The sequence below is a fragment of the Paludisphaera soli genome (assembly GCF_011064595.1).
Taxonomy (GTDB): Bacteria; Planctomycetota; Planctomycetia; order Isosphaerales; family Isosphaeraceae; genus Paludisphaera; species Paludisphaera soli.
Map to the genome: position 1 here is coordinate 51,683 of NZ_JAALJI010000005.1, position 24,216 is coordinate 75,898.

Here is a 24,216-nt window from a genome sequence, read left to right on the forward strand (position 1 = left end):
TTAATCGGCGCTTGCAGCCGAATTTTGAGCTTTGATGAATTCCAGGGCGAGCCCGGCTTCCTTCAATCCTTCCCATCTCGCGGCGGCCGGGCGGGACGGCTTCGCCTCGGGGAACATCCGCTCGCGGTCAAGGACGCCCTCGGCGATCGGCCGCCGCGAGCCGACTCGGCGCGGGTCGGGAGGCGGTGGGCTCCGACCTCGCGTTCGACGCGGATGGCGTCTTCCGGCCCTGGTGCATCCGTTCGCGAGCGTCGCCCTCGCCTGAAGCGTCGGGTCGGACTGGGGTGACCTGATCGCGAGGGGGGTCGTTTTCGAGGACGCCCGGACGATCGTCGTTCGGAGTGCGGCCGGTCGGCTGGGCCGGCCCGTCGGAACGGGTTTGTCAAACCGGCCGCCAGCCGAAATAATGGAAGCCGGGCCGGGTCCCGTTCGGGTGGGGGTGCGCGCGGGTGCGGCGGCCCGAGACCGAGGGCCGGCGCGGGTCCGTTTTCCTACCTCGTCCTCAGCAACAGCCCCAGAGAAAAGAGCACACAGCCGTGGCGCGTGAGAAGATCGTCCTCGCCTACAGCGGCGGCCTCGATACGTCGGTGGCCGTCAAGTGGATCAACGAAACGTACGACATGGACGTCATCGCCTACACCTGCGACCTCGGGCAGGGGCAGGACATCCATGCGATCCGCGACAAGGCGCTGAGGACCGGCGCGATCGAGGCCGTCGCCGAGGACGCCCGCAACCTGTTCATCGACTACTTCGTCTGGCCCTCGCTGATGGCCGGGGCGCTCTACGAGGGCAAGTACCCGCTCGCCACGGCGCTGGGGCGGCCCCTGATCGCCCAGCTGATGGTCCGGGTGGCGCGCGAGCACGGCGCGACGGCCGTGGCCCACGGCTGCACGGGCAAGGGGAACGACCAGGTCCGGTTCGACGTGACCTTCCAGACGCTCGCGCCCGACCTCAAGATCGTCGCCCCGGTCCGCGAGTGGAAGTGGACCCGGACGCAGGAGCTGGAGTACGCCGCCAAGCACGGCATCGAGGTCGAGGCGACCAAGAAGTCGATCTTCAGCACCGACCAGAACCTCTGGGGCCGGTCCATCGAGGCCGGCATTTTGGAAGACCCCTGGGTCGAGCCCCCGGCCGAGACCTTCCAGTGGACCGTCGACCCCCGCGAGGCCCCCGACGAGCCCGAGGAGGTCGAGATCACCTTCGAGCAGGGCCGCCCGGTCGCCTGGAACGGCGTCGAGATGGACGGCATCGAGCTGATCGAGGCCGCCAACAAGACCGCCGGCAAGCACGGCGTCGGCCGCATCGACCACATCGAGAACCGCCTCGTCGGCATCAAGTCGCGCGAGATCTACGAGGCCCCCGGCGCGGTCCTTTTGAACGAGGCCCACAAGGAGCTGGAGTTCCTCACGCTCTCGAAGGAATCGCAGCGGTTCAAGACGCACGTCAGCCAGACCTACGCCGACCTGATCTACAACGGCCTCTGGTTCAGCCAGCTCCACCAGGACCTGATGGCGTTCACCGTCTCCAACCAGCAGTACGTCTCGGGCGTGGTCCGGATGAAGTTGTACAAGGGGGGCCTGATCGTCGTCGGCCGCAAGAGCCCGCACAGCCTCTACCGCCACGAGCTGGCGACGTACGAGGAAGGCGACCAGTACGACGCCACCGCCGCCATGGGCTTCATCAAGATCCACGGCCTCGGCCAGACCACCCAGGCCAAGCACCAGCTCCTCAACTCCAAGGCCGGCGGCGCCCGCCTGGAACTCCCCAGCATCATCCCGCCCGACAAGGCCCGGTGAACGGCCCGAGCCCGGCCCTCGCCCGCGATCGACGCGGGCGGGGGCGGGCGATTCTCAGCGGGCCAGCCCGCGGAAGTAGGCGATCCAGTCCTGGCCCGTCTCCTTCGTCAGCCCTTCCAGGGCCGCGTCGATCTTCGGGCGGGCCGGGGTGCCGGCCTTCTCCCGCTCCGAACCCCGGCGCGCCAGGCGCTCGGTCTCGCCGGTCCATTCGCTGGTGGAGAAGCCTCGGGAGAGCGCGGCGAGGTACCAGACGCGGGCGTCGTCGGGTCGGGACTCCGTCAGGGCCCGGAAGGCTTCGGACGCCTCGCGGTAGTGGCGCTTGCGGAAGTCCTCCAGGGCGGGGGCGATGTCCGCGTCGGCCTGAGCCTCCTCCGCCCCGGGGCGGAGGGCCTCGGCGTCGCTGGGGGCCGTCGCCTCCTCGTCCTTCGGCGCCGTGCGGGCCTTCTGAAGCTCGGCCACGAGGCCCCGCAGCTCGTCGATCGAGGCCCGGTTCGCCTCCACGCCGGCGGGGATCTCGTCCAGCTTGCGGGAGAGCGAATCGACGGCCGACGAGGCGGCTTCCAGCTTGGCGACCCGCTCCAGCATCGGGCCGAGGTCGGGCATCGGCGTCGCGAGCTTCGCGTCCAGGTCCCGTCGCACCCCGTCGACCCGCCCGGAGAGGTCGTCGAGGCGATCGGCCAGGGGGCCCGCGGCCGGCCCCGGCGGCTCGGCCGTCACGCTCGCGGCCTTCTCCGCGGGGGCCGGCCGATCCGCGAGGAAGGTCAGGTAGGCCCAGGCCCCGACCCCGCCCATCAGCAGCGAGAGCGCGCCGGCGACCGCCAGGGTGGCGAGGCCGAGCTCGGCGGTCGGGCCGACCGGCGGCCCATCGACCCGGCGAGGGCCATCGGGCCAGAGGGCCGCACGCGTCGGCTCCTCCACCCGGGCCGGATCGGTCGGCTCGTTGATCAGGAAATCCTCTGCGGCCCGATCGCCCTCGGGATCGCCAGGGCGGTCGTCCGTCGTCTCATCGTGGGGCGTCATGATTCTCGGCTCCCAGCAGGCCGAAGGCCTCGCGGCTCGCCTCGACGTCGAAATCCCGCTCGGACGGCCCTCGGGAAGATCAGGCGAACCTCATGCCGTCCCGGACGCGATCTGGGTAAAAGGGCCGTTTTCGGGGATCTCGGCGAGGTCGGGGGAGCATCGAGATCTCCAGGAGCTCCGACGCCCGCCCAGGCCGCAGCCCCTTGATTCCTCGGACAAATGTGAGACAATGACGCCGGTGGCAAAGTCGGCCTCTATCCGGGAGCCTCGCCATGGTGCGATTGCGGGTCTTGCTTGCGGGCCTGGTGCTGGTCGGCGTCGGGGGGCGGGCGGGGGCCTGCCTGAACGACAGCGAGCTGAAGACGCACGAGCGGGAATTTCGCTCGCAGTACGGCGAGTGGGCCGGGGCCGGGCCGGGCCCAGGGCGTCGGGCCCTGCGGCACGACGTGCTGCTCGGGGGCGGGGCGGCCTTGCTGGTGGGGGCGTTCGCGCTGGCCGCGAGACGCGATCGGACGGGGGCCTGAATCATGGCCGCGACACGACGCGTCGCCCTGACGGCGCTGGCGATGGTGGCGGGCTGGTGCGTCGGATGGCTGGCCGGGGCGATCCCGAACGCCAGGAGGTCCCTGGATAAATCGAACTACCCGTTCCTGGCCCGGATGGTCCTCCCGCCGCACCACGCCCCGAAGTACGAGGGGGGCGTGGCCTTCCGGTTCGCCATGGCGCACGACGTGATCCACGAGCGTTTCGCGAAGCACGGCCCCGCTTATTATCGCGAGCGGGACCGGCTCGTCCGCGCGAAGCTGGCGGGGCTGCCGGCCGACGACCCCTCGGCATTCGACCTGACCGACGACCTGGGCGTGGGGCTCGACCGGCTGGGGAGGTCGGACGAGGCCGTCGAGGTGATGCGCGCCAAGCTCGCCCGCCAGGAGGCGAAGGGTCTGCAAGGGCGCGACCTCTACACGTCGTACGCGAACCTCGGCACGTTCCTGATCCACGGCGCCTTCAAGGCGGCCGCCGCCGGCGACGCCCCGGCTCGCGAGCGGTTCCGCGAGGGCGTCGGCTTCATCCGCAAGTCCGTGGAGGTGAACCCCGAGGCCCACTTCGGCCGCGAGCAGTGGCAGGCCGCGATCGCCGAGTTCCTCCTCGCCGCCATGGACGACCCGTCGCTCCTGAAGGCCTACGACTGCCTCGGGAATCGGCTCGACCGCCCGACCGGGGAAGTCCTCGACCGCGAGACCAACCAGCTCGACACGGGCTACGGCCGCCCTTACGACCTGGCCTTCAGCAAGGGGGAGGTCCCGCCACGCTCCCCCTCGATCCGCGATCACATCACGAAGGTCGGCGCCGAGGCGGGCTGGCAGGAGGTCCCGGTCCCCTCGCATCGCGTCCCGGTGGCGTTCGACGAGCCGACGCTGGGGATCATCGGCATGTGGCGGCAGGGAGGCGGGGCCAACCCGCACTTCGCCCTGGCGCTGGGGGAGACGATGCTCCGCGTGGGCCAGCGATCGATCGCCTGGACGGCCTACGAGCGCGCTTATCGCCTGGCCGATCGCTACTCGGCCGACCCGGCCATCCAGGAGTTCCTGCGCGAGCATTGCCGGAAGCGTCAGGCGCAGATCGTGGAGTCGCTGGCCTCCGAACCGGCGCGAGTCGCGAGCCTTCTCCCCCAGTTCGAAGCCGAGCTGGCCTACGGCGAGGGCTACCAGAAGGACTACCAGGCGTTCGAGGCGGCGAAGATCGCCGCCGGGGCCTCGATCGACGACGAGACCTTCTTCGACGACTTCCCGCGCGCGAGCGAGAAGATCGCGTCGCGCAGCGGATCGGAGGAGCGCTTCGCCCAGGTCGACCGGGCCGACATGAACGCCTACATCGCGTCCGACATCCAGGCCAAGGCCCTGTTCGGGGCCGGCCTCGCCGCCCTCGCCATGGCCGCCTTCCTGCGAGTGAAGCCCCGCCGGAGCCCACCCCAGGAGCCCGCTTCGGCCGGTGCGTGACCGGGGCTCCTCTTCGTGCGGGTAGGGGGGTGGGATTCGCATGTCTCGCCTTCCCCTCCCGGCGGGGGAGGGGCCGTGAAGCGGCCGATGAGGGGGAGACGCTCGCGAGGCGCCGCGGATTTCGACGCCCCACACGCACGGCCGACGGCTTCGGAGGGGTCTCCAGGGTCGCCGACGACGCTCGTGCTGGTCTTCCCTTCCCCCCTGGCGGGGGAAGGTGCCCCGAAGGGGCGGATGAGGGGGACCATCCAGGGGGCCCGCGCGCGGAAGCAGTGGTGTTCCAGCCCGCTTGTTTCACCGCCGCTTTCCGTGCTCGTCTCCCCCTCATCGACCGCTCCGCGGTCCTTCCCCCACCAGGGGGGAAGGACGATTGCGAGGGCCGGTTCGGCTGTTGCTTCAGACGGTGTTCCGGCTCGTCGTCCGCCTCACCCGGCCCTGCGGGCCGCCTTCGCCCGCCAGGGGGGAAGGACGTCGAGTCGTCTGGACCCGTCGCGGTCGCGGCCCTCCCGAAACTTGCCGAGGGGACGGATCGCCCCTACAATCGCTTCGATCCGACGGGCTTTTCGGCTCGAAAGATGCAAGGTTTGGACAAGCCGAGCGGAGCGCCCCTTGACTTGGCCCCGTACAAATCCTCGCGAGGCCGATCCCGGTCCCTCGTCATCCGAGCCCGACACCCGTGGAGACGAGATGTCCGACCTGCCGTCCGACCCGCCCGCCCGGCCCTCGCTCGCGGCGCGCTACCGCGAGGTCCGCGGCCGCAGCGAGCGGCTGTGCGCGACGCTGGAGCCGGAGGACTACCAGCTCCAGTCGATGCCCGACTGCAGCCCGCCGAAGTGGCACCTGGCGCACTCGGCCTGGTTCTTCGAGACGTTCATCCTGGTCGCGCACGCGCCGGGGTATCGGGTGCATCATCCGCGCTACGGCTTCCTGTTCAACTCGTACTACGACGCGATCGGCGACCGCTGGCCGCGGCCCGCGCGGGGGCTGCTGTCGCGGCCCACGGTCGCCGAGGTCCACGCCTACCGCCGCGTGGTCGACGAGGGGATGCTCGGGCTGATCGAGTCGGCCGACGACCGGACCCTCGACCTCATCGCGCCGCTCCTGGAGATCGGCCTGAACCACGAGGAGCAGCACCAGGAGCTGCTGCTGACCGACCTGAAGCACGCGTTCGGCCTGAATCCGCTGCGCCCCGCCTACGCCCCGCCGGCCGAGGAGACCTCGGCCGACCCGAGCCCCCCCCTGAGCTGGGAGCCGCACCAGGGGGGCGTGCGGGGGATCGGCCACGACGGGCCCGGCTTCGCGTTCGACAACGAGGGGCCGCGGCATCGCGAGTATGTAGGCGCCTTCGAGTTGGCCTCGCGGCCGGTGAACAACGGCGAATACCTGGCGTTCCTCGAGGACGGCGGCTACGACCGGCCCGAGCTGTGGCTGTCCGACGGCTGGGCCGCGCGGCGCGGCGGCGGCTGGTCGGCGCCGATGCACTGGCACCGCGACGGGCCGGGGTTCGCCCTGTTCACGCTCCGGGGGATGCGTCCCCTGGACCCGGCCGAGCCGGCGTGCCACCTGAGCTACTACGAGGCCGACGCTTACGCCCGATGGGCCGGCGCCCGCCTGCCCACCGAGGCGGAGTGGGAGGTCGCGGCCGGGTCGCGCCCCGTGGCGGGGAACTTCCTGGACTCGGGCCGGCTCCATCCGGCGAGCCCCGGCGGCTCGTGTTACGGCGACGTCTGGGAGTGGACCGCCAGCCCGTACGCGGCGTACCGGGGCTATCGGCCCGCGGCCGGCGCGCTGGGGGAATACAACGGGAAGTTCATGTGCAACCAGATGGTGCTGCGGGGCGGGTCGTGCGTCACGCCGCCGGGGCACGTCCGGCCGACCTACCGCAACTTCTTCCCGCCCGACGCCCGCTGGCAGTTCTCGGGCCTCCGACTCGCCAAGGACCTCTCCGAATGATCGACGTCAAGCTCGCGCCGGCCCACCGCCGCTTCCGCGCCGACGTGCTCGCCGGCCTGGCGCTCCCGCGGAAGCGGCTGCCGTCCAAGTACTTCTACGACGCGGCCGGCTCGCGGCTGTTCGAGCGGATCACCGAGCTGCCCGAGTACTACCCCACGCGCACCGAGCTGGGGATCATGCGGCGGCACGCCGACGCCATGGCGGCCCGCTGCGGCCCGGACTGCCTGCTGATCGAGCTGGGCGCCGGCGCGCTGACCAAGGTCCGGCTGCTGCTCGACCGGCTCGACGCCCCGGCCGGCTTCGCGCCGGTGGACGTCTCGGGCGAGCACCTCCGCGAGGCGGCCGCCGTCCTGGCCGAGGACTACCCGGCGCTCGCCATCGAGCCGGTCGTCGCCGACTTCACCGGCCCGTTCCAGGTCCCCGAGGCCCCGGACGCGCGGAAGGTCGTGTACTTCCCCGGCTCCACCCTGGGCAACTTCGACCCCGAGGAGGCCGACGCCCTGCTGCGGCGGATCGCCCGCCTGGTCGGCCCCGGCGGCGGGCTGCTGCTGGGCGTCGACCTGCGCAAGGACCCGGCGGTTTTGGAGCGGGCCTACGACGACGCGGCCGGCGTGACCGCCGCGTTCAACCGCAACCTGCTGGTGCGGATCGACCGCGAGCTGGGGGGGGACTTCGACGCGCCGTCGTTCCGCCACGTCGCGTTCTACGACCCGGAGAAGTCCCGCGTCGAGATGCACCTGGTGACCGACGTGGCGCGTCGGGTCCGGGTCGGGACCTCCACGTTCGCCTTCCTCCCCGGCGAGTCGATCCACACCGAGAACTCCCACAAGTACGACGTGCCCGAGCTGGCCGCCCGCGCCGAGGCGTGCGGGCTCCGGCTGGACGAGGCCTGGACCGACCCGCGAGACTACTTCGCGGTCCTCTATTTCACCGCGGCCTGAGCGACGCCCCTCCCGGAGATCGACGACGATGAAGGCGACGTGGAACGGCACCGTGCTGGCCGAATCGGACAAGACCGTGACGGTCGAGGGGAACCACTACTTCCCCGCCGAATCGATCAACTGCGAGTATTTCAAGCCGAGCGACACGCACACGACCTGCCCGTGGAAGGGGGTCGCCAGCTACTACACGATCGAGGTGGACGGGAAGCGGAACCCGGACGCCGCCTGGTACTACCCGGAGCCGAAGTCCGCCGCCTCGGAGATCTCCGGCCGCGTCGCCTTCTGGAAGGGCGTGACGGTGTCGGCCTGATGTTCACGCTCCGCGACGTCCAGAAGGTGTACGCGGGGCGGCCGGCGCTCGGGCCGATCACGCTGGACCTCCCCGCCGGCCGGACGACGGTCCTGATCGGCCCCAGCGGGTGCGGCAAGTCCACGCTCCTGCGGCTGCTCATCGGCCTGGCCGGCCCCCACAAGGGGGTCGTCGCCTTCGACGGCGCGCCGGTCACGCCCGAGACGGCCCGGTCGGTCCGTCTGCGGGTGGGGTACGTCATCCAGGACGGCGGCCTCTTCCCGCACCTGACCGCCCGCGCGAACGTCACCCTGATGGCCCGCCACCTCGGCCGCGACCGCGAGGCGATCGCCGCGCGCGTGGACGAGCTGGCCGCGCTGACCCGCTTCCCGGCCGACGGCCTGGACCGCCGCCCCGGCGAGCTTTCCGGCGGCCAGCGCCAGCGCGTGGGCCTGATGCGAGCCCTGATGCTGGACCCGGACGCGCTTCTGCTCGACGAGCCGCTCGGCGCGCTCGACCCGCTCGTCCGCGCCGACCTCCAGGCGGAGCTTCGCGAGATCTTCCGGGCCCTCCGCAAGACCGTCGTGCTGGTGACGCACGACCTGGGCGAGGCGACCTATTTCGCCGACCGGGTCGTCCTGCTGCGCGACGGCCGGATCGTCCAGGAGGGGAGCCCCGGCGACCTCTGGCACCGCCCGGCCGACCCCTTCGTCACCCGCTTCGTCCAGGCCCAGCGCGGGCCGGAGGTGCCCGCGTGAGGCGTCCCCGCGTCTTCCCGTCCACCCGCCTGCTGCTGATCCTGGCCCTCGCCACCGCCCCCGGCTGCTCCCGGACCGAGAAGCCGGTGGTGATCGGAGCCAAGAAGTTCACCGAGTCGGTGATCCTCGCCGAGATGGGCGTCGCCCTGGCGCGCGACGCCGGGGCCGAGGCCCGCCGCGACGACCTCGGCGGCACGCCCGCGCTCTGGCTGGCGCTGACCCAGGGGGACATCGACGCCTACCCCGAGTACACCGGGACCATCACCCGGCAGATCCTCAAGGCCGACCCGCCCGACCTGGCCGCGGCCCTGGCCGAGAAGGGGGTCCGCCTGGGCCGGCCGATGGGCTTCCGCAACAACTACGCGCTCGGCATGCGCAAGGACGTCGCCGCCGAGTTGGGCATCACCAAGACGTCCGACCTTCGCGACCATCCCGACCTGCGCTGCGGGTTCATCCACGAGTTCCTCGATCGGCCCGACGGCTGGCCCGGCGTGAGGGCGCGCTACAACCTGCCGCAGACGAACGTGCAGGGGATGAACCACACGCTCGCCTATCGCGGCGTGGTGGAGAAGGCGCTCGACGTCACCGAGGTCTACACCACCGACGGCGAGATCGCCCAGTACGACCTGCTGGTGCTCCCCGACGACCTGCACTTCTTCCCCTCGTACGAGGCGGTCTGGCTCTATCGCGCCGACCTCGGCGCGCGTCACCCCGAGGTCGTCGACCGCCTCCGACGCCTGGAGGGGAAGATCACCGAGCCCGAGATGCAGCGGATGAACGCCGCCGTGCAGGGGGAGAAGCGCGACGAGGCGCAGGTCGCCGTCGAGTTCCTCCGGTCGAAGCTGGGCGTGGACGCCGTCGGGTCGGCCGAGGGGACGCTCGCCGGCCGGGTCCTGGCCACGACGGGCGAGCACCTGCTGCTGGTCGTCCCGTCGCTCCTGGCGGCCATCGCGATCGCGGTGCCCCTGGGGATCGTCGCCGCGCGTCGGCCGACGCTCGGCCGGTTCGTGCTGGGGGCCGTGGGGCTGCTCCAGACGATCCCGTCGCTGGCGCTCCTGCTGTTCATGATCCCGGTGATGATGTGGCTGATCGGCCGGGGCACCGGCGCGCCGCCGGCCGTCGCCGCCCTGACCCTGTACAGCCTGCTCCCCATCGTCCGCAACACCCACGCCGGCCTGACGGGCGTCCCCCGGTCGCTCCGCGAGTCGGCCGAGGCGCTGGGGCTCCCCCCCTTGGCGATCCTCCGCCGGGTGGAGCTGCCGCTCGCAGCCCCGACGATCCTCGCCGGCGTGCGCACGGCCGCCGTCATCAACGTGGGGACGGCCACCCTCGGCGGCTTCATCGGCGCCGGCGGCTACGGCCGGCCGATCCTCCGCGGCATCGACAAGTTCGACGTCCCCCTGATGCTCGAAGGCGCCATCCCCGCCGCCCTCCTCGCCGTCGCCATCGAGGCCCTCTTCGGCCTGATCGAACGCGCCGTCTCGCGCCGGGGGTGACGGGGCGTCGAGTCGGCCTGGTCCCCCTTCACGTCGCCCGAGACGCCGTCGATCGCCGCCGCCGGCTCGCGACCTACCAGGCGGAGCCGCCGGGCCTGCGCCTGCGTCCGATGCGTCCGTCCGGTCGACCACCTCTCCCGTCTCGATCGACCCGGCCCGACGACGATCCCGCCACCGCTCTCCTCGTCCCGGGGCCCGCGCGACGGACCGGCCCGCCGCATTGGAGAAGGCCGCTCGCATCTCGGCCGCCGGATCGGCGCAAACCAGCGAAAAGGCGAATCAACCCACTCGCCGATTCGACAAATCTTTATTTGCAGAATAAATTTCAAACGAATTGCGCCCGCGTTGTGCTCCAATGGGGCGCGGCCCCCATCGTCGGGCAGGGCCGCTCCCGCCGTCGATCGAAGGACGGGCACCGCACGACAACGAAGGCCGAACCCATGCCGCGATTCCTCCCCATAGGACGGCCCGGAGGGCGTACGCGCCGGCGGACCTCCCGATCGGCCGTCTCGCCCCGCGTCGAGCCTCTGGAGGGCCGCACGCTCCTGGCGAACCTGCTCCTCAACGGCGGCTTCGAGCAGCCCCGGGTCCCCGCGGGGGGCTTCTTCCGCACGTTCGACGTCGGCAGCCCGCAGCTGACCGGCTGGACGATCGCCGCCGGCGACCTCGACGTCGTGGGCAACCAGCCTGCGGCCGAGGGGACGCAGAGCCTGGACCTCAACGGCACCGTCCCGGCCGTGCTCCGTCAGGAGTTCGCCACGATCCCGGGGGGACGCTACCGGCTCTCGTTCCAGTACGCCGACAATCCCGGGGGCGCCGTCGCGGCCCCGTCCGCGCTGGTCCAGGTCATCGGCGAGGCCGAGGCGCTCCACGTCAGCGAGACGATCGCCCACTCGGGGTCGACCCTGGCCGACATGCGGTATACGCCCTTCTCGGCCTTCTTCACCGCCACCTCGTCGACCACGGCGCTGCGGTTCCAGTCGCTGGTGGAAGGGAATGCCGGGGTCGTGCTCGACGCCGTCGCGGTGGAGCCCGCCCTCGACGCCTCGGCCGCCGACCTGGCGGCCACGGTCCGCGCGCCGGCCGAGGCCGTCGCCGGAGAGACGCTGACCTATCAGATCACCGTCGCCAACCGCGGGCCGGGCGAAGCGCGGGCGGTCGCGCTCGCCGACGCGCTGCCAGCCCACACCACGTTCGTCTCGCTCACGACGCCGGCCGCCTGGACGGCGACCACGCCGGCGGTCGGCTCGCACGGGTCCGTCTCCATCTCGACCCCGAACCTCGCCGGCGGTGCCTCCGCGACGTTCACGCTGGTCGTCCGCGTCTCCCCCGGCACGCCCGTCGGCACGCGGATCTCCGTCACGGCCTCCGTCGCCTCGTCCTCGCCCGACCCCACCCCGTCGAACGACGCCGCGACGCAGGTCGCCACGGTCCAGGCGCCCCTCCCCGCGGCCGACCTGGCGGTCGCCGTCGCCGCGCCGGGCGCCGCCTTCGTCGGCCAGGACCTGGCCTATACCGTCACCGTCACCAACCTCGGCGCCGTCCGCTCCGCCCCCGGAGTCGCCCTGAGCTTCGCCGTCCCGGCCGGCGCGACGTTCATCTCGGCGACGACGAGCCTCGGGACGGTCGTGGCGGCGGGCGGCACGGTCACCGCCGACCTCGGCGCGATCGACGGCGGCGGCACGGCGAGGGTGACGATCGTCCTCAGGCCGACGACGGCCGGGAGCCTCGTCGTCGTGGCCCGAATCGACGGCGGCGTCTCCGACCCCGACCCGGCCAACAACACCGCGGAAGCCGTCACGGCCGTCCAGGCCCCGGCCCCCGTCCGCGTCTCCGCCCGCCAACTCATGCTCCTCCAGCGCGCGGAACGACGGTCGTACCTCGCATTCGCCCGGGCCGTCCGGTCCCAATTCCGGCGCGCCGACGGCGTGATACGGGCCTCGGTCGAAAGGACCCTCCGCGACATCCTCAGGGAGCTGAGGGGGAAATGGGCCGCGGAGACTCGGAGTCGGACCGCCGGCCAACCCTTCGACTTCCCCGACCTGTAAAGAACCTCCGCTCGGGAAGGAGCCGGTGGTTCAGGATCGTTTCGACGCGTCTCGGCCCGCCCGCAGCTCCTCCAGTTCCCGCTCCAACTCGTGGACGCGGGACTGGAGCCTCTCGATCACGGGCTGGACCTCGCGATGGGAGAAACGCGGGTGGATGTGCTGGTGGCAGTTGACGTCCCAGGCCTCGACGTTGAAGACGATCGCCCGCTCCACCTTCGCAGGATAATCCGGGTCGGCCAGGCGGGCGAGCAGCTCGGCGTCCCCCTCGACGACGCGGGCGGAGCCCCAGACCTTGACGCGCCGCCGGTTGGCGTAATCCATCAGGAAGAGGAACGCCTTCGGATTCTCGGACAGGTTGCCGAGGGTGATGTACTGGCGGTTGCCGCCGAAGTCGGCGAAGGCCAGGGTCCGCTCGTCCAGCACCTTCAGGAAGCCGGGCGGGCCCCCTCGGTACTGGATGTAGGGCTGGCCCTCGGCGTTCGCCGTGCCGAGGTAGAACATGTCGAGGTCGGCGACGAACCCCGCCAGGTCGGCGGAGATCGTCGTCGCCCAGCCCCCGGCCTCTTCCATCCGGGCGTAGCCTCGCCGGGAGCCCTTGGCCTGCTGGACCGCCTTCACCGCCGGGGTGAAGGCGACGTCGCTGGGATGGCTTCTCATCGTTCGATCCCTTGATAGGTCGTCAGGCCCGCGCCACGCGCCGGCCGAGGAAGTCGCGGATCAAGGCGGCGATCTCGTCGCCGTGCGACTCCAGGGCGAAGTGGCCCGCGTCGAGGAGGTGGTATTCCAGGGTTTTCAGGTCGCGCTTGTAGGGCTCGGCGCCGGCGGCCGGGAAGATCGGGTCGTTCTTCCCCCAGGCGATCAGCATCGGCGGCTGGTGCTCGCGGAAGTAGGCCTGCCAGCCCGGGTAGAGCGGCGGGTTGCTGCCGTAGCTGAGGAACATATCGAGCTGGATCTCGGCGTTCCCCGGGCGGTCGAGCAGGTACTGGTCGTGCGCCGGGCCGTCGGGGGCGACCCGCTCGGGGTCGGGCACGCCGACCGTGTACTGCCATTTCGTGGCCTCGTAGGTCAGCAGGCCGCGCAGGGCCTCGCGCTTCTCGACGCTCGTCGGGTCGGCCCAGTACGCCTGGATCGGCTCCCAGAAGGGGTTGTCGAGACCCTCGTCGTAGGCGTTGCCGTTCTGGACCACGATCGCCGTCACGCGCTCCGGATGCCGCGACGCCAGCCGATAGCCGACCGGGGCGCCGTAGTCCTGCACGTACAGGGCGTACTTCGTCAGGCCGACCGCCTCGGTGAACCCGTCGATCACGTCCGCCAGGTGGTCGAAGGTGTAGGCGAACTCGTCCCGCGAGGGCGTCGCGCTGTGGCCGTATCCGGGATAGTCGGGCGCCACGACGCGATACCCGCCCGCCAGCGCCGGGATGAGGCCCCGGAACATCTGCGAGCTGGTCGGGAAGCCGTGCAGCAGCAGGATCGCCGGGGCCTCCTCGGGGCCGGCCTCGCGGTAGAAGACGTCGAGTCCGTCGACCTTCACCGTCCTGTGCCGCGTCTTCGTCGCGTCGCTCATGAGAAGGCTCCTTACAGCGAACAGACAGGTCTGTTCATCGCTAGCAAAAAAAAGAGGAGGGTTACGCTCCCCCCTCGTCGACCAGCCGAAGTGCGGCGTCTCGGGCCACGTCGACGGCGTCCGGTTCGCCCTGGATGGCGGCCGTGACGATGGCCCCCTCGACCAGCAGGAACACGGCCGGGGCGAAGATCGCGGCCTTGCCGCCGACCGACTCCTCGATGATCCCCCGCAGGAACTCGCCGAACCGGCGCTTGAAGCCCCGAGAGTACGCGGTCCCGGGATGCGACGGGTCGGCCAGTTCGACGGTGGCGTTCTGGAAGGCGCACCCCCGGAAGCCCGGCGACTCGAACCACTCCCTCAGGGCCGCGAAGAAGGCCCGCAAGGCCCCCTCGGAGGCATGCCGCCCCATCGCCGCGCGGAAGAACTCGTTCGTGGAATGCTCCCGATGCTCCAGGACGGCCAGGATCAGGTCGTCCTTGGAAGGGAAGTGGGCGTACAGGGTGGCCTTGGCGACGCCCGCCTCGGCGATGATCCGGTCGATCCCCACGGCGCGAAAACCTTCCTCGTAGAACAACCGATCGGCCGTCTCGAGGATACGCTGCCGGGCCTTGGAGAGAGGCTTCGTCCGTTCCATGCCCGAATCATACAGACCTGTCTGTATCTTGTCAAGGTGCGTCGAAGGATCCTCGCCGAGTCTCCCGGGCCGCACGACTCAGGCCTCCGGCCCGCGGCCCTTCGCCCGTTCCAGCAGGACGCGGACGCGCCCGACGCAGCCGTCGAGGTCCTTCTCGACGTCGTGGCCCCAGAGGCGGAGGACGGCCCAGCCCTGGCGGCGGAGCCTGGCGAAGTTGCGGCGGTCGCGGGCGCGGTTGCGCTCGATCTTGGCCCGCCAGAATTCCGAGAGCTTGTGCTTCCACAGGGGGTAGCGCCAGCCGTGCCAGAAGTCGCCGTCGACGAACACGACGACGCGCGCCTTCGTGAACACGAAATCGGGCTTGCCGGGCAAGGGCTTGTAATTCCGTCGATACCGCCAGCCCAGGCGGTGGAAGGCCGAGGAGACCTTGCGCTCAAGCGACGTGTTCTTGCCTTTGACCGCCTGCATCGTCCGCCGACGCTGCTCGGGCGTCAGGTTGTCGGCCACCGGGCGTCCTCCGTGCTTCCGCGACCCCGGCCGAAGCCATCGGCGACAGGACGTGGCGGTCGATCCATTGTACGGCCGGCACGCAGACCGCGTCGCCGAAACCGAACAGGTTCTGGATCGCGTTCGCGACCAGCGGGAAGTCCGGCACCCCCTGGAGCCGGGCGTACTCCCGCGGCGACATCCAGCGCATCCGCAGCCGGCCGTCCTCGACGACGATCACGATCTGCTTGGCGCTGCCGCCCCGGGGCGTGCGCAGGCAGCCGGCCACGCCGTCGAAGCGGACCTCGGCGCGGGTCCGGCCGTCGCGCTTGCGTCGGTAGATCGTCCCCACGAACGTCGCGCCGGCCGCGACCATCGCGTCGACCCGCTCGCGGTGGCGGTCGTGCATCATGTCGCGATGTTTGGAGACGGCCGCCTCGTCCCACCAGGCCTGTGCGTCGTCGCGGTCGATCAGCGTCGCCACGCCCGGCGGCGCGACCGAGGGCGCGGGGACGTCGAACGCGATCCAGCCCGTCGGCAGGTCGATCGACCGCATCAGGTCGATCAGCCGACGCGGGCGGATGCGGCGGTCGGCCGCTTCGAGCCGCTCGGCCCACGGATCGACGATCCAGCCGGACGACGAACGGGGCAGGGCGCCCGGCGGGTCGAGATCCTGATGCACGCCGACGACGAAGACCCGGGGCCGACTCTGGGGGACGAACATCGCGGCGTCGAGCGTGAAGGCGTCCAGCCGGTAGCCCAGGCCCGCGAGCGCCCGCGCAGCGGCCTCGAAGTCCTTCCCCCCGGCCGAGGTCAGGAAGCCCGTCACATTCTCCAGCAATACCAGGGGCGGGCGGCGTTCGCCCAGCTTCTCCATCGCCCGCACGAATCCGAAGAAGGTCGACGAATGCGTCCCCTCGAACCCGCGCCCATGCCCGGCCAGCGAGAGGTCGACGCAGGGGAACGAGGCCGTCGCCAGCAGCGGGCGGCCCTCGATCCGCGACACCACCTCGGGCGTCTCCCAGACGTCCCCCAGGTGGAAATGCCCCTCGTCGTCGAACCGGCCGAGGTAGAGGGCCTGCTTCTTGGGGTCCACGTCGTTCGCGTAGACGCACGACCACCCCGACGCCCCGAGCGCCTCGCGCACCAGGCCGATCCCGGCGAAGAACTCGCAGAACGTCTTCCCGGCCGCCTCGCCCATGCCCGTCCGTCCTTCCGCGCTTGTGCCTCACCGGCCGCGACGGCGGAAGCCTATCATACGGAGGGCCGGATTCCTCAGCCGGGCCGGCGAGAGTCGTCCGCCTCAAGCTCGCCGAACGACCAGTGGGCCTCGATGGGCTCGTCCATGTCGTCGAACCGGACCTTGGCGACGGGCGCGACGCGGACGCCCTGCTTCTTCATGAGGTAGGCGACCAGGCGGCGGTCCCAGCCGAGCTTGTGGAGGACGAACGCGACGAAGAGCGTCGCGCAGGCGACGGCCGTCAGGAGGACGACCAGGAGCCCGACGAGGACCAGGACGGCGGCCCCGATGAGCAGGTAGAGCAGGAGCATCAGTTGCGGCACGGTCGACCTCGCGCAAGGGGGCTCGTCACGGCCATCCAGGTCGACCTTAACGGAAATCACGGCCCGCGCACAGGCCGGGGGCGGGGGCGCGATTCGGGGTTGACCGGCCCGGGGGATGGCAGCAGAATGCGGCCCTCAGGTTTCGGGAGGCTGGATCACCTATGGATGCACGTCGTGTTGTCAGGCTCTGTGTGATTTGAGGCCGGCTCGTCCGGCTCCCGATCGGGTCGGGATGCGGTCTGCGGATCGCGTCCCGAATTCGGCTCGAACGAGGGGCGGGGCGAGGTGGGAGTTTCCCGCTTCATTGGGAAGGATCGGCTCTCGACCCGGGAAGACTCGCCGAAATCTCCGAAGAATCGGGGCGGCGGGATTCGCGGCGAGGATGATCGAGGCCGATCGGATCCCCGGACATCGCCGACAACGTCAAGCTATCAAGGAGGATACGCGCCGTGACGCGTCCTGGATTCACCCCCTCGGCAGTACTTGCGGCCTTCACCATGCTCGGGCTCGGGGCCTGGGCCCCGTCCGCGAAGGCCGCCGCGATCAACCCCAACGGCACGACGGCGACCGCCTACTATCGGCTGACGGCCGATTCCGGCCTCCCGGCCCCCGCCTCCGACATCGCCGGCCCGCAGGTCGTGGCCCTGGTGTCGCCCGCCGGCGGCGTGGTCCCCCCCACCGGGGCCGACGGCACGCAGGGAAGCCCCCTGACCATCCTGAGCGACTCCCAGGGCTTCGACGCCGACCAGCTCGTCGTCGCCCTGAAGGATTCCACCAACGCCGCCGGCGAACCCGAGCAGCTCCTGGGCCTGGTCTTCTTCGGCCAGGGGCTCCAGCCCGGCGGCGTGCTCCACTTCGCGTTGAGCATCGACAAGGCGCTGGCGGACAACCCGCCCCGGCTCACCTCGTCGACCCCCGGCATCACCATCGCCGCCGTCCCCCAGGCGGGCCCGGACCCGGACCCGGGGACCGGCCCCGACCCGGTCGACCCGGCCCCGAACGTGCCGGAGCCGGTCGCCTTCCTGCTCTGGTCGGCCGCCGCCGGCGCCATCGCCTTCCGCACCCGCTCTCGGGCCCGCGCCCGTCGCCTGGAAGCCCGGCCAGCCGCCTGATCGCGGCCCGAATCCCCCCGGATCCCGCGTCGTCCGCGTCGGGCCGATCGAGGCTCGTCGCGGGCGCTCGACGTCCCGCCGTCCGTGTTGATCTTTTCGCACACGCCCCTCCCCGGCGGTCGCGAACCCGGCCGAACCGCGAGGCCGGCCGGAAAGCCCTGGTCGGATCCGCACCGACCACCCATAATAACTCGGCTTCGCGCGTGAATCGACGACGACTGGCTTGCATGACTGCTTGCTTCACACCCGTGACCGAGCCAGGCCATGAATGAATCCCTCGCGGTCTGCCCCCACTGCGCGGCGCGGCTGCGCTTGAGCGCCGAGCCCGGCGATGGGCCGACGACCTGCGCGCGATGCCGGCGGACGTTCCGGTCCCCGTCGGCGACGACGGCCTCGGGCTCCAGCTCCGGCGAATACGCGACGGCGGATCCGCCGCCCCCCGACGGCGCCCACGTCGAGGTCGCCTGCCCAGATTGCGGCGCGGGGCTGCGGGTGCGCGAGAAGTACGTCGGCCGCCACGTCCGCTGCGGGGGATGCCGCGCGAAGTTCCTGGTGCAGACCGGGCCGACGTCGGCCCCCGTCGCCTCCCCGCCGGGCCTCGCCCAGCCCCCGGCCGCCACGCCCGACCCCGACGACCCCTGGCAGGGCCGCGCCGAGGTCCTCAGGCTGCTCGACGAGGTCGCCACGCTCCGCGCCGAGAACGCCGGGCTCCGGGCGAGGGTGGAGCGGCTCGAACGGGAACGCGACGCCGCCGGCCGGGAGGCCGCGCGCGCCCGCTCGACCTCCGGCCGCTACGCGCCCCGCGACGACGACGACGACGCCGTGACGTTCCGCTTCCTCGACGAGGCCGCGCGAGCCTCCGGCGCGTGAACGCGCTCGCGTTCGTCGCGCGCTCATTCGCTCGGTCGGAACGCCTGCGCCCTCAAGGGGGCGGAATTCCCATGGGCGGCTCCCTTCCCCCAGCAGAGGGGGGGAAGGGATCATGACGCGAGGGTTTTTTGATACGACGGGCTCAGGCGTCTTCGGAGTGCGGGACGTTCCAGAGGCGGACGGAGCCGTCGAGGGAGCCGGAGGCGAGGGTGCGGCCGTCGGGGGAGAAGGCGACGGAGTAGACGTTGCCGGTGTGGCCCTGGAGCACGGCGCGGCAGAGGCCGGACTCCAGGTCCCAGAGGCGGATCGTCCGGTCGTGGCTGCCGCTGGCGAGCAGGGGCTCGACGGGCGAGAAGGCCAGGGCGGCGACCCAGCCGGCGTGGCCGGGGAAGTCGGCGACGCAGACGCCGCGGCCCACGTCCCAGAGCCGGACCATGCGGTCGAAGCCGCCGGTGGCCAGCAGCGGGGCGATCGGGGAGAAGGTCGCGGCGGCGACGCCGAAGTCGTGGCCGACCAGGCGGTGGGCGCAGGTCGGCTCGGGGCCGGAGACGTCCCAGAGCTTGACCTCGCCGCGGCGGTCCTCGGCGGCCGGGTCGGCCATGGCCGGGACGACGCCCGAGGCGGCGGCGAGCAGCCGGCCGTCGGGCGAGTAGGCGACCGACCAGACCGGCGCGGCGTGCTCGGGGAGGCTCCGGCGCTCGGAGCCGTCGGCGACGTTCCAGAGCGTGACGGTGCGGTCCTCGCCGCCGGAGGTCGCCAGGGTCCGGCCGTCGGGGCTGAAGGCCATCGCGTCGAGCTTGCCCGCGACCCGCAGCAGTCGCCGCCCGCGACGGGCGTCGGCGTCCCAGAGCGTGACGGCGCCGAAGGGGAGGCCGTCCCAGCCCGCGCCCAGGCCGGCGACCGTGCGGCCGTCGGGGCTGAAGGCCACGGCCTCCACCTCGTCCCACTTGCCGCGCATGGCGCGGATCAGCCGGGGCGGGGCGTCCCCCTCGCGCAGCTCCCAGAGCTTGACCAGGCCGTCCCATCCGCCGCTGACCAGGGTGCGGCCGTCGGGCGAGAAGGCGACGGACGTCACCACGTCGCTGTGCTTGGCAAGCCCCCCCCGCAGCGGCTTCGCGTCCATCGACAACGCCATCTTCGAACCCTCCCCCCTCGTCAAGATCCCGAGCCTCGCGACGCGGGGCCGCATCGGCCCGACCTCTCCATCGCGACGAGACCTTAATACAATCCCCGTGCCGAAGCGGCCGGAGGGGCCTTCGCGCGGCCTCCGGCGGCTGCGGGGAGCGGTTTGCGAGGGTTTTCGAAGCCTTGCGCCGGCCCTCGGGCGAGGCCGGCGCTGGGCGGCGGTCAACCGGCCTGATCGTCGCCGGACCAGACCGAGCGCTCGATCCGCAGGCCCAGGGCGCGGATCTTGGTGCGGAGGCTCCCCCGGGTGATGCCCAGGATCCGCGCCGCCTGCACCTGGTTCCCCTCGGTCTCGCGGAGGACCCGGGTGAGGAGCGTGCGCTCCATCAGGGCGAGCGCCTCGGCGTGCAGGTCCTCCGAGCCCTCGCGCAGGCGACGATCGAGGAACCCCTCCCAGTCGACGGCCGGCTCGGGGCCCGCGCCGTGGGCCTCGGCCCCGGCGGCGGCCCCGGCCCCGGCGCGATCGGCCCCAAGCGGGTCGGCCTGGCCTTCGGCCGCGGGGGGCTCGCCCGAGCGGACGGCCTCGGGCAGGAAGTCGGGCAGGAGGATCGGCCCCTGGGCCTGCAGGAGCGACCACTTGATCATGCTTTGAAGCTCGCGGATGTTCCCCGGCCAGGGGTAGCGGCGGATCAGCTCCAGGGCCTCGGGCGAGGCGTGGACCACGTCCTTGTGCAGCTCGGGGCTGAACCGCCGGAGGAAGTGGTCGACCAGGAGCGGCAGGTCCTCGATCCGCTCGCGCAGCGGGGGCAGGGCGATGGTGAAGACGCTGAGGCGGTAGTAGAGGTCCTCGCGGAAGACGCCGGCCGTCGCCAGCCGGGGGAGGTCGCGGTTGGTCGCGGCGATCACCCGGACGTTGGACCGGATCAGGGCGTTGCCGCCCACCCGCTCGAAGGTGCCGTCCTGCAGCACGCGGAGGACCTTCGCCTGGGTCAGCGGGGTCATGTCGCCGATCTCGTCGAGGAACAGGGTGCCGCCGTTGCACTGCTCGAACTTGCCGATGCGGGTGCGGTCGGCGCCCGTGAACGCGCCGCGCTCGTGGCCGAACAGCTCGCTCTCCAGCAGCGCCTCGGGGATAGCCGCGCAGTTCACGGCGAGGAACGGCTCGGCGGCGCGGCGGCTGTGCTGGTAGATGGCCCGCGCGATCAGCTCCTTGCCGGTGCCGCTCTCGCCCAGGATCAGGACGGCGAGGTCCTGGGGGGCGACGCGGCCGACGGCCTTATAGACCTCCTGCATGGCCGGCGAGCGGCCGACGAGGACGTCGGCGCGGTCGGAGGGGGCCGCGTCCCCGGCGACCAGGGCCGGCTCGCGGCTCAGCCGCGAGATCTCGGCGGCGCGGGCGACCAGCTCGCGGACCTTCGCCAGTTTGAGGGGCTTGAGCAGGTAGTCGAAGGCCCCTTCCTTCATCGCCTCGATGGCGGTCTCGGTGGTGCCGTGGCCGGTGATGAACAGGACGGGGATCCGCGCGTCGATCCGCCGCAGCGCGCGGAAGACGTCCATGCCGTTCATGTCCGGGAGGTTCAGGTCGAGCACGACCACGTCGGGGCGGGACGACTCCGCCAGCTCCAGCCCGGCCGCGCCGGCGGCCGCCGTGGCGACCTCGTACTCGGACGAATCGAAGGCCCGGCGGAAGGCGTGCAGGATGGAGGGCTCGTCGTCGATCACCAGGATGGAGGGCACGGCGGGTTCCTTATTCTCGTTCTCATCCGCGGCTCGTCGCGCGGCGTCGGGCTTAGGCCCCGTGGCCGACGATCCGCGAAGGGCCGGGGAGGCGGAGGACGAAGCGGGCGCCCCCCTCGGGGCGGTTGGAGGCGACGAGGCTGCCGCCGTGGTCGCGGGCGATCCGCTCGGAGATCGCCAGGCCCAGGCCCAGGCCGGCGTCCTTGCTCGTGAAGAACGGTTCGAACAGGCGGGGCAGGGCGTCGGGCTCCACGCCCGGCCCGGTGTCGTCGACGGTCAGCTCCACGAAGCCGTCGGGGGCCGTCGTCAGGGCGGTGGTCAGCCGGCCGCCCCGGGGCATGGCGTCCAGGGCGTTCATCGCCAGGTTCATCAGCACCCGGCCGATCTGCTCGGCGTCGGCCTGGACCGTGATCGGCGAGCCGGGGCGGACCAGCCGCATCTCCACCCGGTGCTTCGCCGCGCGGCCCTGCAGGAGCGCCAGGGTCTCGACCACGACGGCGACCGGGTCGATCGTCCGCCACTTCGGCCTCGGCGGCCTCGCGTAGTCGATGAAGGCGTTCAGCCGCTCCTCCATCCTGACGATCTCGCGCTCGATGACCTGGAGGTCCTCGGCGGGGAGGCCCTCCTCCTCCGCCTTCTCGCGCTGGAGCTGCACCAGCATGGAGATGGCCGTCAGCGGGTTGCGCAGCTCGTGCGCCATGCCGGCGGCCATGCGGCCCACGGCCGCCAGCTCCTCCGCCCGGATCATGGCCCGCTCCAGCCCGGTGGCCACCGAGTAGCCGAAGAAGAGCCCGGCGATCGTCGCCAGCACCCCCACGCCCGCGAGCCACCAGGCCGTCCACGAGGCCGTCCGATGCATCGCCGCCAGCGACCGCGCCGTGGACTCGGCGACCTCGGAGTCCAGCTCGCGGGCCGCCTGGCGGACCTCGGTCTCCAGGATCGCCAGCGCGGCCCGGCCGGGAGCGCCCGCGGAGGCGACGTCGCCGCCCGCCTCGACCGCCTCGCGGTAGCGCCGGAAGCCGGACTCCAGGCGATCGACGATCCCCACCTCCGCCGGCCGGTTCGCGGCGGCGTCGGACTCGGCCAGCAGCCGGCGGACGTCCTCGTTGAGCTCCGCCACCCGGCTCCCGCCCGCCTCCGAGCCGTCGCCGTGCAGGCCGATCTCGATCAGCTCGCTCAGGTCCTTCAGCAGCGCGTCGACGATCCGACGCCCATCCAGGTCGATCTCCAGCTCCCGCACCGTGGCCGCCTGCCTCATCCCCAGGAAGACCGCCGCCGCCGCGCACGAGGTCAGGAACAGCAGGCTCGCCACCAGCGAAGGCCAGGCGATCCGGAACAGAAGTCTTCGCGTCAGCACGACTACTCGCCCCCCGACTCGCCCGCCCTCGCGTCCCGCGACCGCCCAGTATAACCGACCCTCGCCGACGCGACCCAGGTCCCCCGGCCCCGATCGAACCGACCCGAGACGGCCGCAACCGCGTGTCCGCCTCTTGGGCACACCTGCTGAAATCGCGCGCTGAGGCCTTCGCCATCCTTTCGCCGATTCCGCAATCGAATCGAGACATTTTATGAAAACTTGACGCAGGCCGCGTCGACTTTAACGCCATTTTTAGACCGGTTCGGTTCAAATCAAGTCAGATTTCCGAGCATCCGAGGCTCAAACACGAACCTTGCCCTGCGGAGCCCCGATGCCATGGCCGAACCACTTTGCAAAAAAGGACTTAGATCATTCTCCAGGCGCAAAACCGGGCTTGGCACGCGAATGGCTCAAGACCCGGCATCATCCCCTTGCCAACGTCGTGCGGAGAACAACATGAGCCAGCGCCCTGTCGACGCGGTCGTCGAACGTCTCGAGCAATTGGAAGCCGCCACCCGCCGCCTGGAGCTTGAGCGTCGCCGCTGGCGAATCGTCGGCACGGCCCTGACCGTCGGCGTCGGCCTGCTCGTGACCGCCGGTGCGGCGATGCGCGAGACGCCGGCGACGATCGAGGCCGGCGAGTTCGTGCTGCGAGACCCGGAGGGCAAGGCCCGCGCCGCCTTGACGATCCGCCCCGACGGCACCCCGGGCCTGGCCTTCTACGACGCGAAGGAGCGGATGCGGCTCTCGCTCGACCTGGGCTCGAAGGAGCAGGGCGGCGGCGACACCCCCGGCGTGAACGTCTACGGCGAGGAGGGCGAGCTGCGGGCCGCCCTGACCATCCGCCCCGACGGCACCCCCGGCCTGGGCTTCTTCGACAAGGACCGCAACCCCCGGCTCTCGCTCGACATGGCCGCCGACGACTCGACCGGCGTGAACATCTACGGCCCGGGCGGCACCCTGCGGGCCGCCATGGCGATCCGCCCCGACGGCACCCCCGGCCTCGGCCTGTTCGACGAGGCCGGCCGGGTCGTCCAGTCGGTCGACATCGGCGCGGACGGCACGCCCCGCCGCGGCCCGGCCCAGTGAGCCCCCCGATCAGGGGGTGGTGGGGAGCCAGGGCTTGATCATCGGGTAGGTCCGCCCCGTGCCGAACTCCGGGTTGCCGGGGCCGATCGGCGACCCCTGGGGGAGCCGCCGGCGGGCCGGGACGGCCCGGCGACCGACCCGCCGGGCGGGCGCGAACTGCGACGTCGGCGGCTGGTAAGGCACCCAGCCCCGGCCCGGGACGTGGACCACCCATCCCGTCGCAACCGGGGCCTGCACCTGGGCCGGCGCGACGGCGGTCGGCGGATAGACGTAGGTGTAGCCGGCGGCCTGGCCCCGGGCCGCGGGCGCCGTCGGGCCGCCGATCAGGCAGACGGCCGCCATCGCCGTCGCGGCGCCGATCCCTCGCAAGCTCTGCATCGC

The 24,216-nt window shown here is 72.0% G+C and carries 23 protein-coding genes; 12 read left to right on the forward strand and 11 right to left on the reverse strand.

Translation table 11 applies throughout. The annotated features are described in order from the left end of the window. The first annotated feature begins 536 nt into the window (after positions 1-536). Entirely contained in the window at positions 537-1,796 is a 1,260-nt protein-coding gene (locus tag G6O68_RS08405; protein ID WP_165246557.1) for an argininosuccinate synthase, read from the forward strand. 54 nt (positions 1,797-1,850) lie between these two features. On the opposite strand, the gene G6O68_RS08410 is transcribed toward G6O68_RS08405, so the two are convergent. Continuing rightward, a complete protein-coding gene (locus tag G6O68_RS08410) occupies positions 1,851-2,816 on the reverse strand; it encodes a hypothetical protein (protein WP_165246558.1) in 966 nt (321 codons plus the stop codon). A gap of 272 nt (positions 2,817-3,088) precedes the next feature. On the opposite strand from G6O68_RS08410, the gene G6O68_RS08415 reads away from it, so the two are divergent. From G6O68_RS08415 to G6O68_RS08450, 8 genes are all read left to right on the forward strand, one after another. Beyond that, positions 3,089-3,340 carry a hypothetical protein gene (locus G6O68_RS08415; RefSeq protein WP_165246559.1) on the forward strand — a complete coding sequence of 84 codons (252 nt, stop codon included), beginning with the start codon at positions 3,089-3,091 and terminating at the stop codon, positions 3,338-3,340. Between the two features lie 3 nt (positions 3,341-3,343). Beyond that, the gene (locus tag G6O68_RS08420) at positions 3,344-4,813 is read left to right on the forward strand and encodes a hypothetical protein (RefSeq protein ID WP_165246560.1); all 1,470 of its coding nucleotides are present in this window, start codon (positions 3,344-3,346) and stop codon (positions 4,811-4,813) included. A 687-nt stretch (positions 4,814-5,500) separates the two neighbouring features. After that, positions 5,501-6,766: an ergothioneine biosynthesis protein EgtB gene (gene egtB / locus G6O68_RS08425; RefSeq protein ID WP_165246561.1), complete on the forward strand. Its 1,266-nt coding sequence runs from the start codon at positions 5,501-5,503 to the stop codon at positions 6,764-6,766. After that, positions 6,763-7,707: an L-histidine N(alpha)-methyltransferase gene (gene egtD, locus G6O68_RS08430; protein ID WP_165246563.1), complete on the forward strand. Its 945-nt coding sequence runs from the start codon at positions 6,763-6,765 to the stop codon at positions 7,705-7,707. Before egtB ends, egtD begins: the two co-directional genes overlap by 4 nt. A gap of 28 nt (positions 7,708-7,735) precedes the next feature. Beyond that, entirely contained in the window at positions 7,736-8,017 is a 282-nt protein-coding gene (locus G6O68_RS08435; protein WP_165246565.1) for a DUF427 domain-containing protein, read from the forward strand. Continuing rightward, entirely contained in the window at positions 8,017-8,754 is a 738-nt protein-coding gene (locus G6O68_RS08440) for an ATP-binding cassette domain-containing protein (RefSeq protein WP_165246567.1), read from the forward strand. The genes G6O68_RS08435 and G6O68_RS08440 overlap by 1 nt, the downstream gene beginning before the upstream one ends. Then, positions 8,751-10,250, forward strand: coding sequence for an ABC transporter permease/substrate-binding protein (locus G6O68_RS08445; RefSeq protein WP_165246569.1), 1,500 nt, complete (start codon positions 8,751-8,753; stop codon positions 10,248-10,250). Before G6O68_RS08440 ends, G6O68_RS08445 begins: the two co-directional genes overlap by 4 nt. 440 nt (positions 10,251-10,690) lie before the next feature. Continuing rightward, positions 10,691-12,298 (forward strand): DUF11 domain-containing protein, encoded by a 1,608-nt coding sequence (locus G6O68_RS08450; RefSeq protein ID WP_165246571.1) that lies wholly within the window; start codon positions 10,691-10,693, stop codon positions 12,296-12,298. Between the two features lie 30 nt (positions 12,299-12,328). On the opposite strand, the gene G6O68_RS08455 is transcribed toward G6O68_RS08450, so the two are convergent. The 6 genes from G6O68_RS08455 to G6O68_RS08480 form a co-directional block, all read right to left on the reverse strand. Beyond that, positions 12,329-12,955 carry a pyridoxamine 5'-phosphate oxidase family protein gene (locus tag G6O68_RS08455; RefSeq protein WP_165246573.1) on the reverse strand — a complete coding sequence of 209 codons (627 nt, stop codon included), beginning with the start codon at positions 12,953-12,955 and terminating at the stop codon, positions 12,329-12,331. 22 nt (positions 12,956-12,977) lie between these two features. Beyond that, a complete protein-coding gene (locus tag G6O68_RS08460; protein WP_165246575.1) occupies positions 12,978-13,862 on the reverse strand; it encodes an alpha/beta fold hydrolase in 885 nt (294 codons plus the stop codon). A 61-nt stretch (positions 13,863-13,923) separates the two neighbouring features. Next, the gene (locus G6O68_RS08465; RefSeq protein ID WP_165246577.1) at positions 13,924-14,496 is read right to left on the reverse strand and encodes a TetR/AcrR family transcriptional regulator; all 573 of its coding nucleotides are present in this window, start codon (positions 14,494-14,496) and stop codon (positions 13,924-13,926) included. Between the two features lie 78 nt (positions 14,497-14,574). Further along, positions 14,575-15,003, reverse strand: a complete 429-nt coding sequence (locus G6O68_RS08470; RefSeq protein WP_165246579.1) for a very short patch repair endonuclease — start codon at positions 15,001-15,003, stop codon at positions 14,575-14,577. Continuing rightward, a complete protein-coding gene (locus tag G6O68_RS08475; RefSeq protein WP_165246581.1) occupies positions 14,930-16,183 on the reverse strand; it encodes a DNA cytosine methyltransferase in 1,254 nt (417 codons plus the stop codon). The genes G6O68_RS08470 and G6O68_RS08475 overlap by 74 nt, the downstream gene beginning before the upstream one ends. A 74-nt stretch (positions 16,184-16,257) precedes the next feature. Then, positions 16,258-16,545 (reverse strand): hypothetical protein, encoded by a 288-nt coding sequence (locus tag G6O68_RS08480; protein WP_165246583.1) that lies wholly within the window; start codon positions 16,543-16,545, stop codon positions 16,258-16,260. Between the two features lie 449 nt (positions 16,546-16,994). Between G6O68_RS08480 and G6O68_RS08485 the strand changes: the two genes are divergently transcribed. Together G6O68_RS08485 and G6O68_RS08490 are read left to right on the forward strand one after the other, a co-directional pair. Next, on the forward strand, positions 16,995-17,657 hold the full coding sequence (locus G6O68_RS08485) for a hypothetical protein (protein ID WP_165246585.1): 663 nt from the start codon (positions 16,995-16,997) through the stop codon (positions 17,655-17,657). A gap of 264 nt (positions 17,658-17,921) precedes the next feature. Next, positions 17,922-18,527: a bZIP transcription factor gene (locus G6O68_RS08490; RefSeq protein ID WP_165246587.1), complete on the forward strand. Its 606-nt coding sequence runs from the start codon at positions 17,922-17,924 to the stop codon at positions 18,525-18,527. Positions 18,528-18,669: 142 nt separating this feature from the next. Here G6O68_RS08490 and G6O68_RS08495 read toward each other — a convergent pair whose 3' ends face one another. From G6O68_RS08495 to G6O68_RS08505, 3 genes are all read right to left on the reverse strand, one after another. Beyond that, on the reverse strand, positions 18,670-19,662 hold the full coding sequence (locus G6O68_RS08495) for a WD40 repeat domain-containing protein (RefSeq protein ID WP_165246589.1): 993 nt from the start codon (positions 19,660-19,662) through the stop codon (positions 18,670-18,672). Between the two features lie 212 nt (positions 19,663-19,874). Then, the gene (locus tag G6O68_RS08500) at positions 19,875-21,389 is read right to left on the reverse strand and encodes a sigma-54-dependent transcriptional regulator (protein WP_165246591.1); all 1,515 of its coding nucleotides are present in this window, start codon (positions 21,387-21,389) and stop codon (positions 19,875-19,877) included. Between the two features lie 52 nt (positions 21,390-21,441). Then, positions 21,442-22,746 carry a sensor histidine kinase gene (locus tag G6O68_RS08505; protein WP_240911101.1) on the reverse strand — a complete coding sequence of 435 codons (1,305 nt, stop codon included), beginning with the start codon at positions 22,744-22,746 and terminating at the stop codon, positions 21,442-21,444. A 456-nt stretch (positions 22,747-23,202) separates the two neighbouring features. Here G6O68_RS08505 and G6O68_RS08510 point away from each other — a divergent pair, with 456 nt between their 5' ends. Further along, positions 23,203-23,835, forward strand: a complete 633-nt coding sequence (locus G6O68_RS08510) for a hypothetical protein (protein WP_165246593.1) — start codon at positions 23,203-23,205, stop codon at positions 23,833-23,835. A 9-nt stretch (positions 23,836-23,844) separates the two neighbouring features. Here G6O68_RS08510 and G6O68_RS08515 read toward each other — a convergent pair whose 3' ends face one another. Continuing rightward, positions 23,845-24,213 carry a hypothetical protein gene (locus G6O68_RS08515; protein ID WP_165246595.1) on the reverse strand — a complete coding sequence of 123 codons (369 nt, stop codon included), beginning with the start codon at positions 24,211-24,213 and terminating at the stop codon, positions 23,845-23,847. Positions 24,214-24,216: the final 3 nt, after the last annotated feature.

Bases quoted from the DNA above. Each gene is read 5' to 3' on its own strand.
- G6O68_RS08410 (WP_165246558.1), bottom strand. From the start codon at position 2,816: ATGACGCCCCACGATGAGACGACGGACGACCGCCCTGGCGATCCCGAG.
- G6O68_RS08415 (WP_165246559.1), top strand. From the start codon at position 3,089: ATGGTGCGATTGCGGGTCTTGCTTGCGGGCCTGGTGCTGGTCGGCGTC.
- G6O68_RS08420 (WP_165246560.1), top strand. From the start codon at position 3,344: ATGGCCGCGACACGACGCGTCGCCCTGACGGCGCTGGCGATGGTGGCG.
- egtB (WP_165246561.1), top strand. From the start codon at position 5,501: ATGTCCGACCTGCCGTCCGACCCGCCCGCCCGGCCCTCGCTCGCGGCG.
- egtD (WP_165246563.1), top strand. From the start codon at position 6,763: ATGATCGACGTCAAGCTCGCGCCGGCCCACCGCCGCTTCCGCGCCGAC.
- G6O68_RS08435 (WP_165246565.1), top strand. From the start codon at position 7,736: ATGAAGGCGACGTGGAACGGCACCGTGCTGGCCGAATCGGACAAGACC.
- G6O68_RS08440 (WP_165246567.1), top strand. From the start codon at position 8,017: ATGTTCACGCTCCGCGACGTCCAGAAGGTGTACGCGGGGCGGCCGGCG.
- G6O68_RS08450 (WP_165246571.1), top strand. From the start codon at position 10,691: ATGCCGCGATTCCTCCCCATAGGACGGCCCGGAGGGCGTACGCGCCGG.
- G6O68_RS08455 (WP_165246573.1), bottom strand. From the start codon at position 12,955: ATGAGAAGCCATCCCAGCGACGTCGCCTTCACCCCGGCGGTGAAGGCG.
- G6O68_RS08460 (WP_165246575.1), bottom strand. From the start codon at position 13,862: ATGAGCGACGCGACGAAGACGCGGCACAGGACGGTGAAGGTCGACGGA.
- G6O68_RS08465 (WP_165246577.1), bottom strand. From the start codon at position 14,496: ATGGAACGGACGAAGCCTCTCTCCAAGGCCCGGCAGCGTATCCTCGAG.
- G6O68_RS08475 (WP_165246581.1), bottom strand. From the start codon at position 16,183: ATGGGCGAGGCGGCCGGGAAGACGTTCTGCGAGTTCTTCGCCGGGATC.
- G6O68_RS08490 (WP_165246587.1), top strand. From the start codon at position 17,922: ATGAATGAATCCCTCGCGGTCTGCCCCCACTGCGCGGCGCGGCTGCGC.
- G6O68_RS08495 (WP_165246589.1), bottom strand. From the start codon at position 19,662: ATGGCGTTGTCGATGGACGCGAAGCCGCTGCGGGGGGGGCTTGCCAAG.
- G6O68_RS08510 (WP_165246593.1), top strand. From the start codon at position 23,203: ATGAGCCAGCGCCCTGTCGACGCGGTCGTCGAACGTCTCGAGCAATTG.
- G6O68_RS08515 (WP_165246595.1), bottom strand. From the start codon at position 24,213: ATGCAGAGCTTGCGAGGGATCGGCGCCGCGACGGCGATGGCGGCCGTC.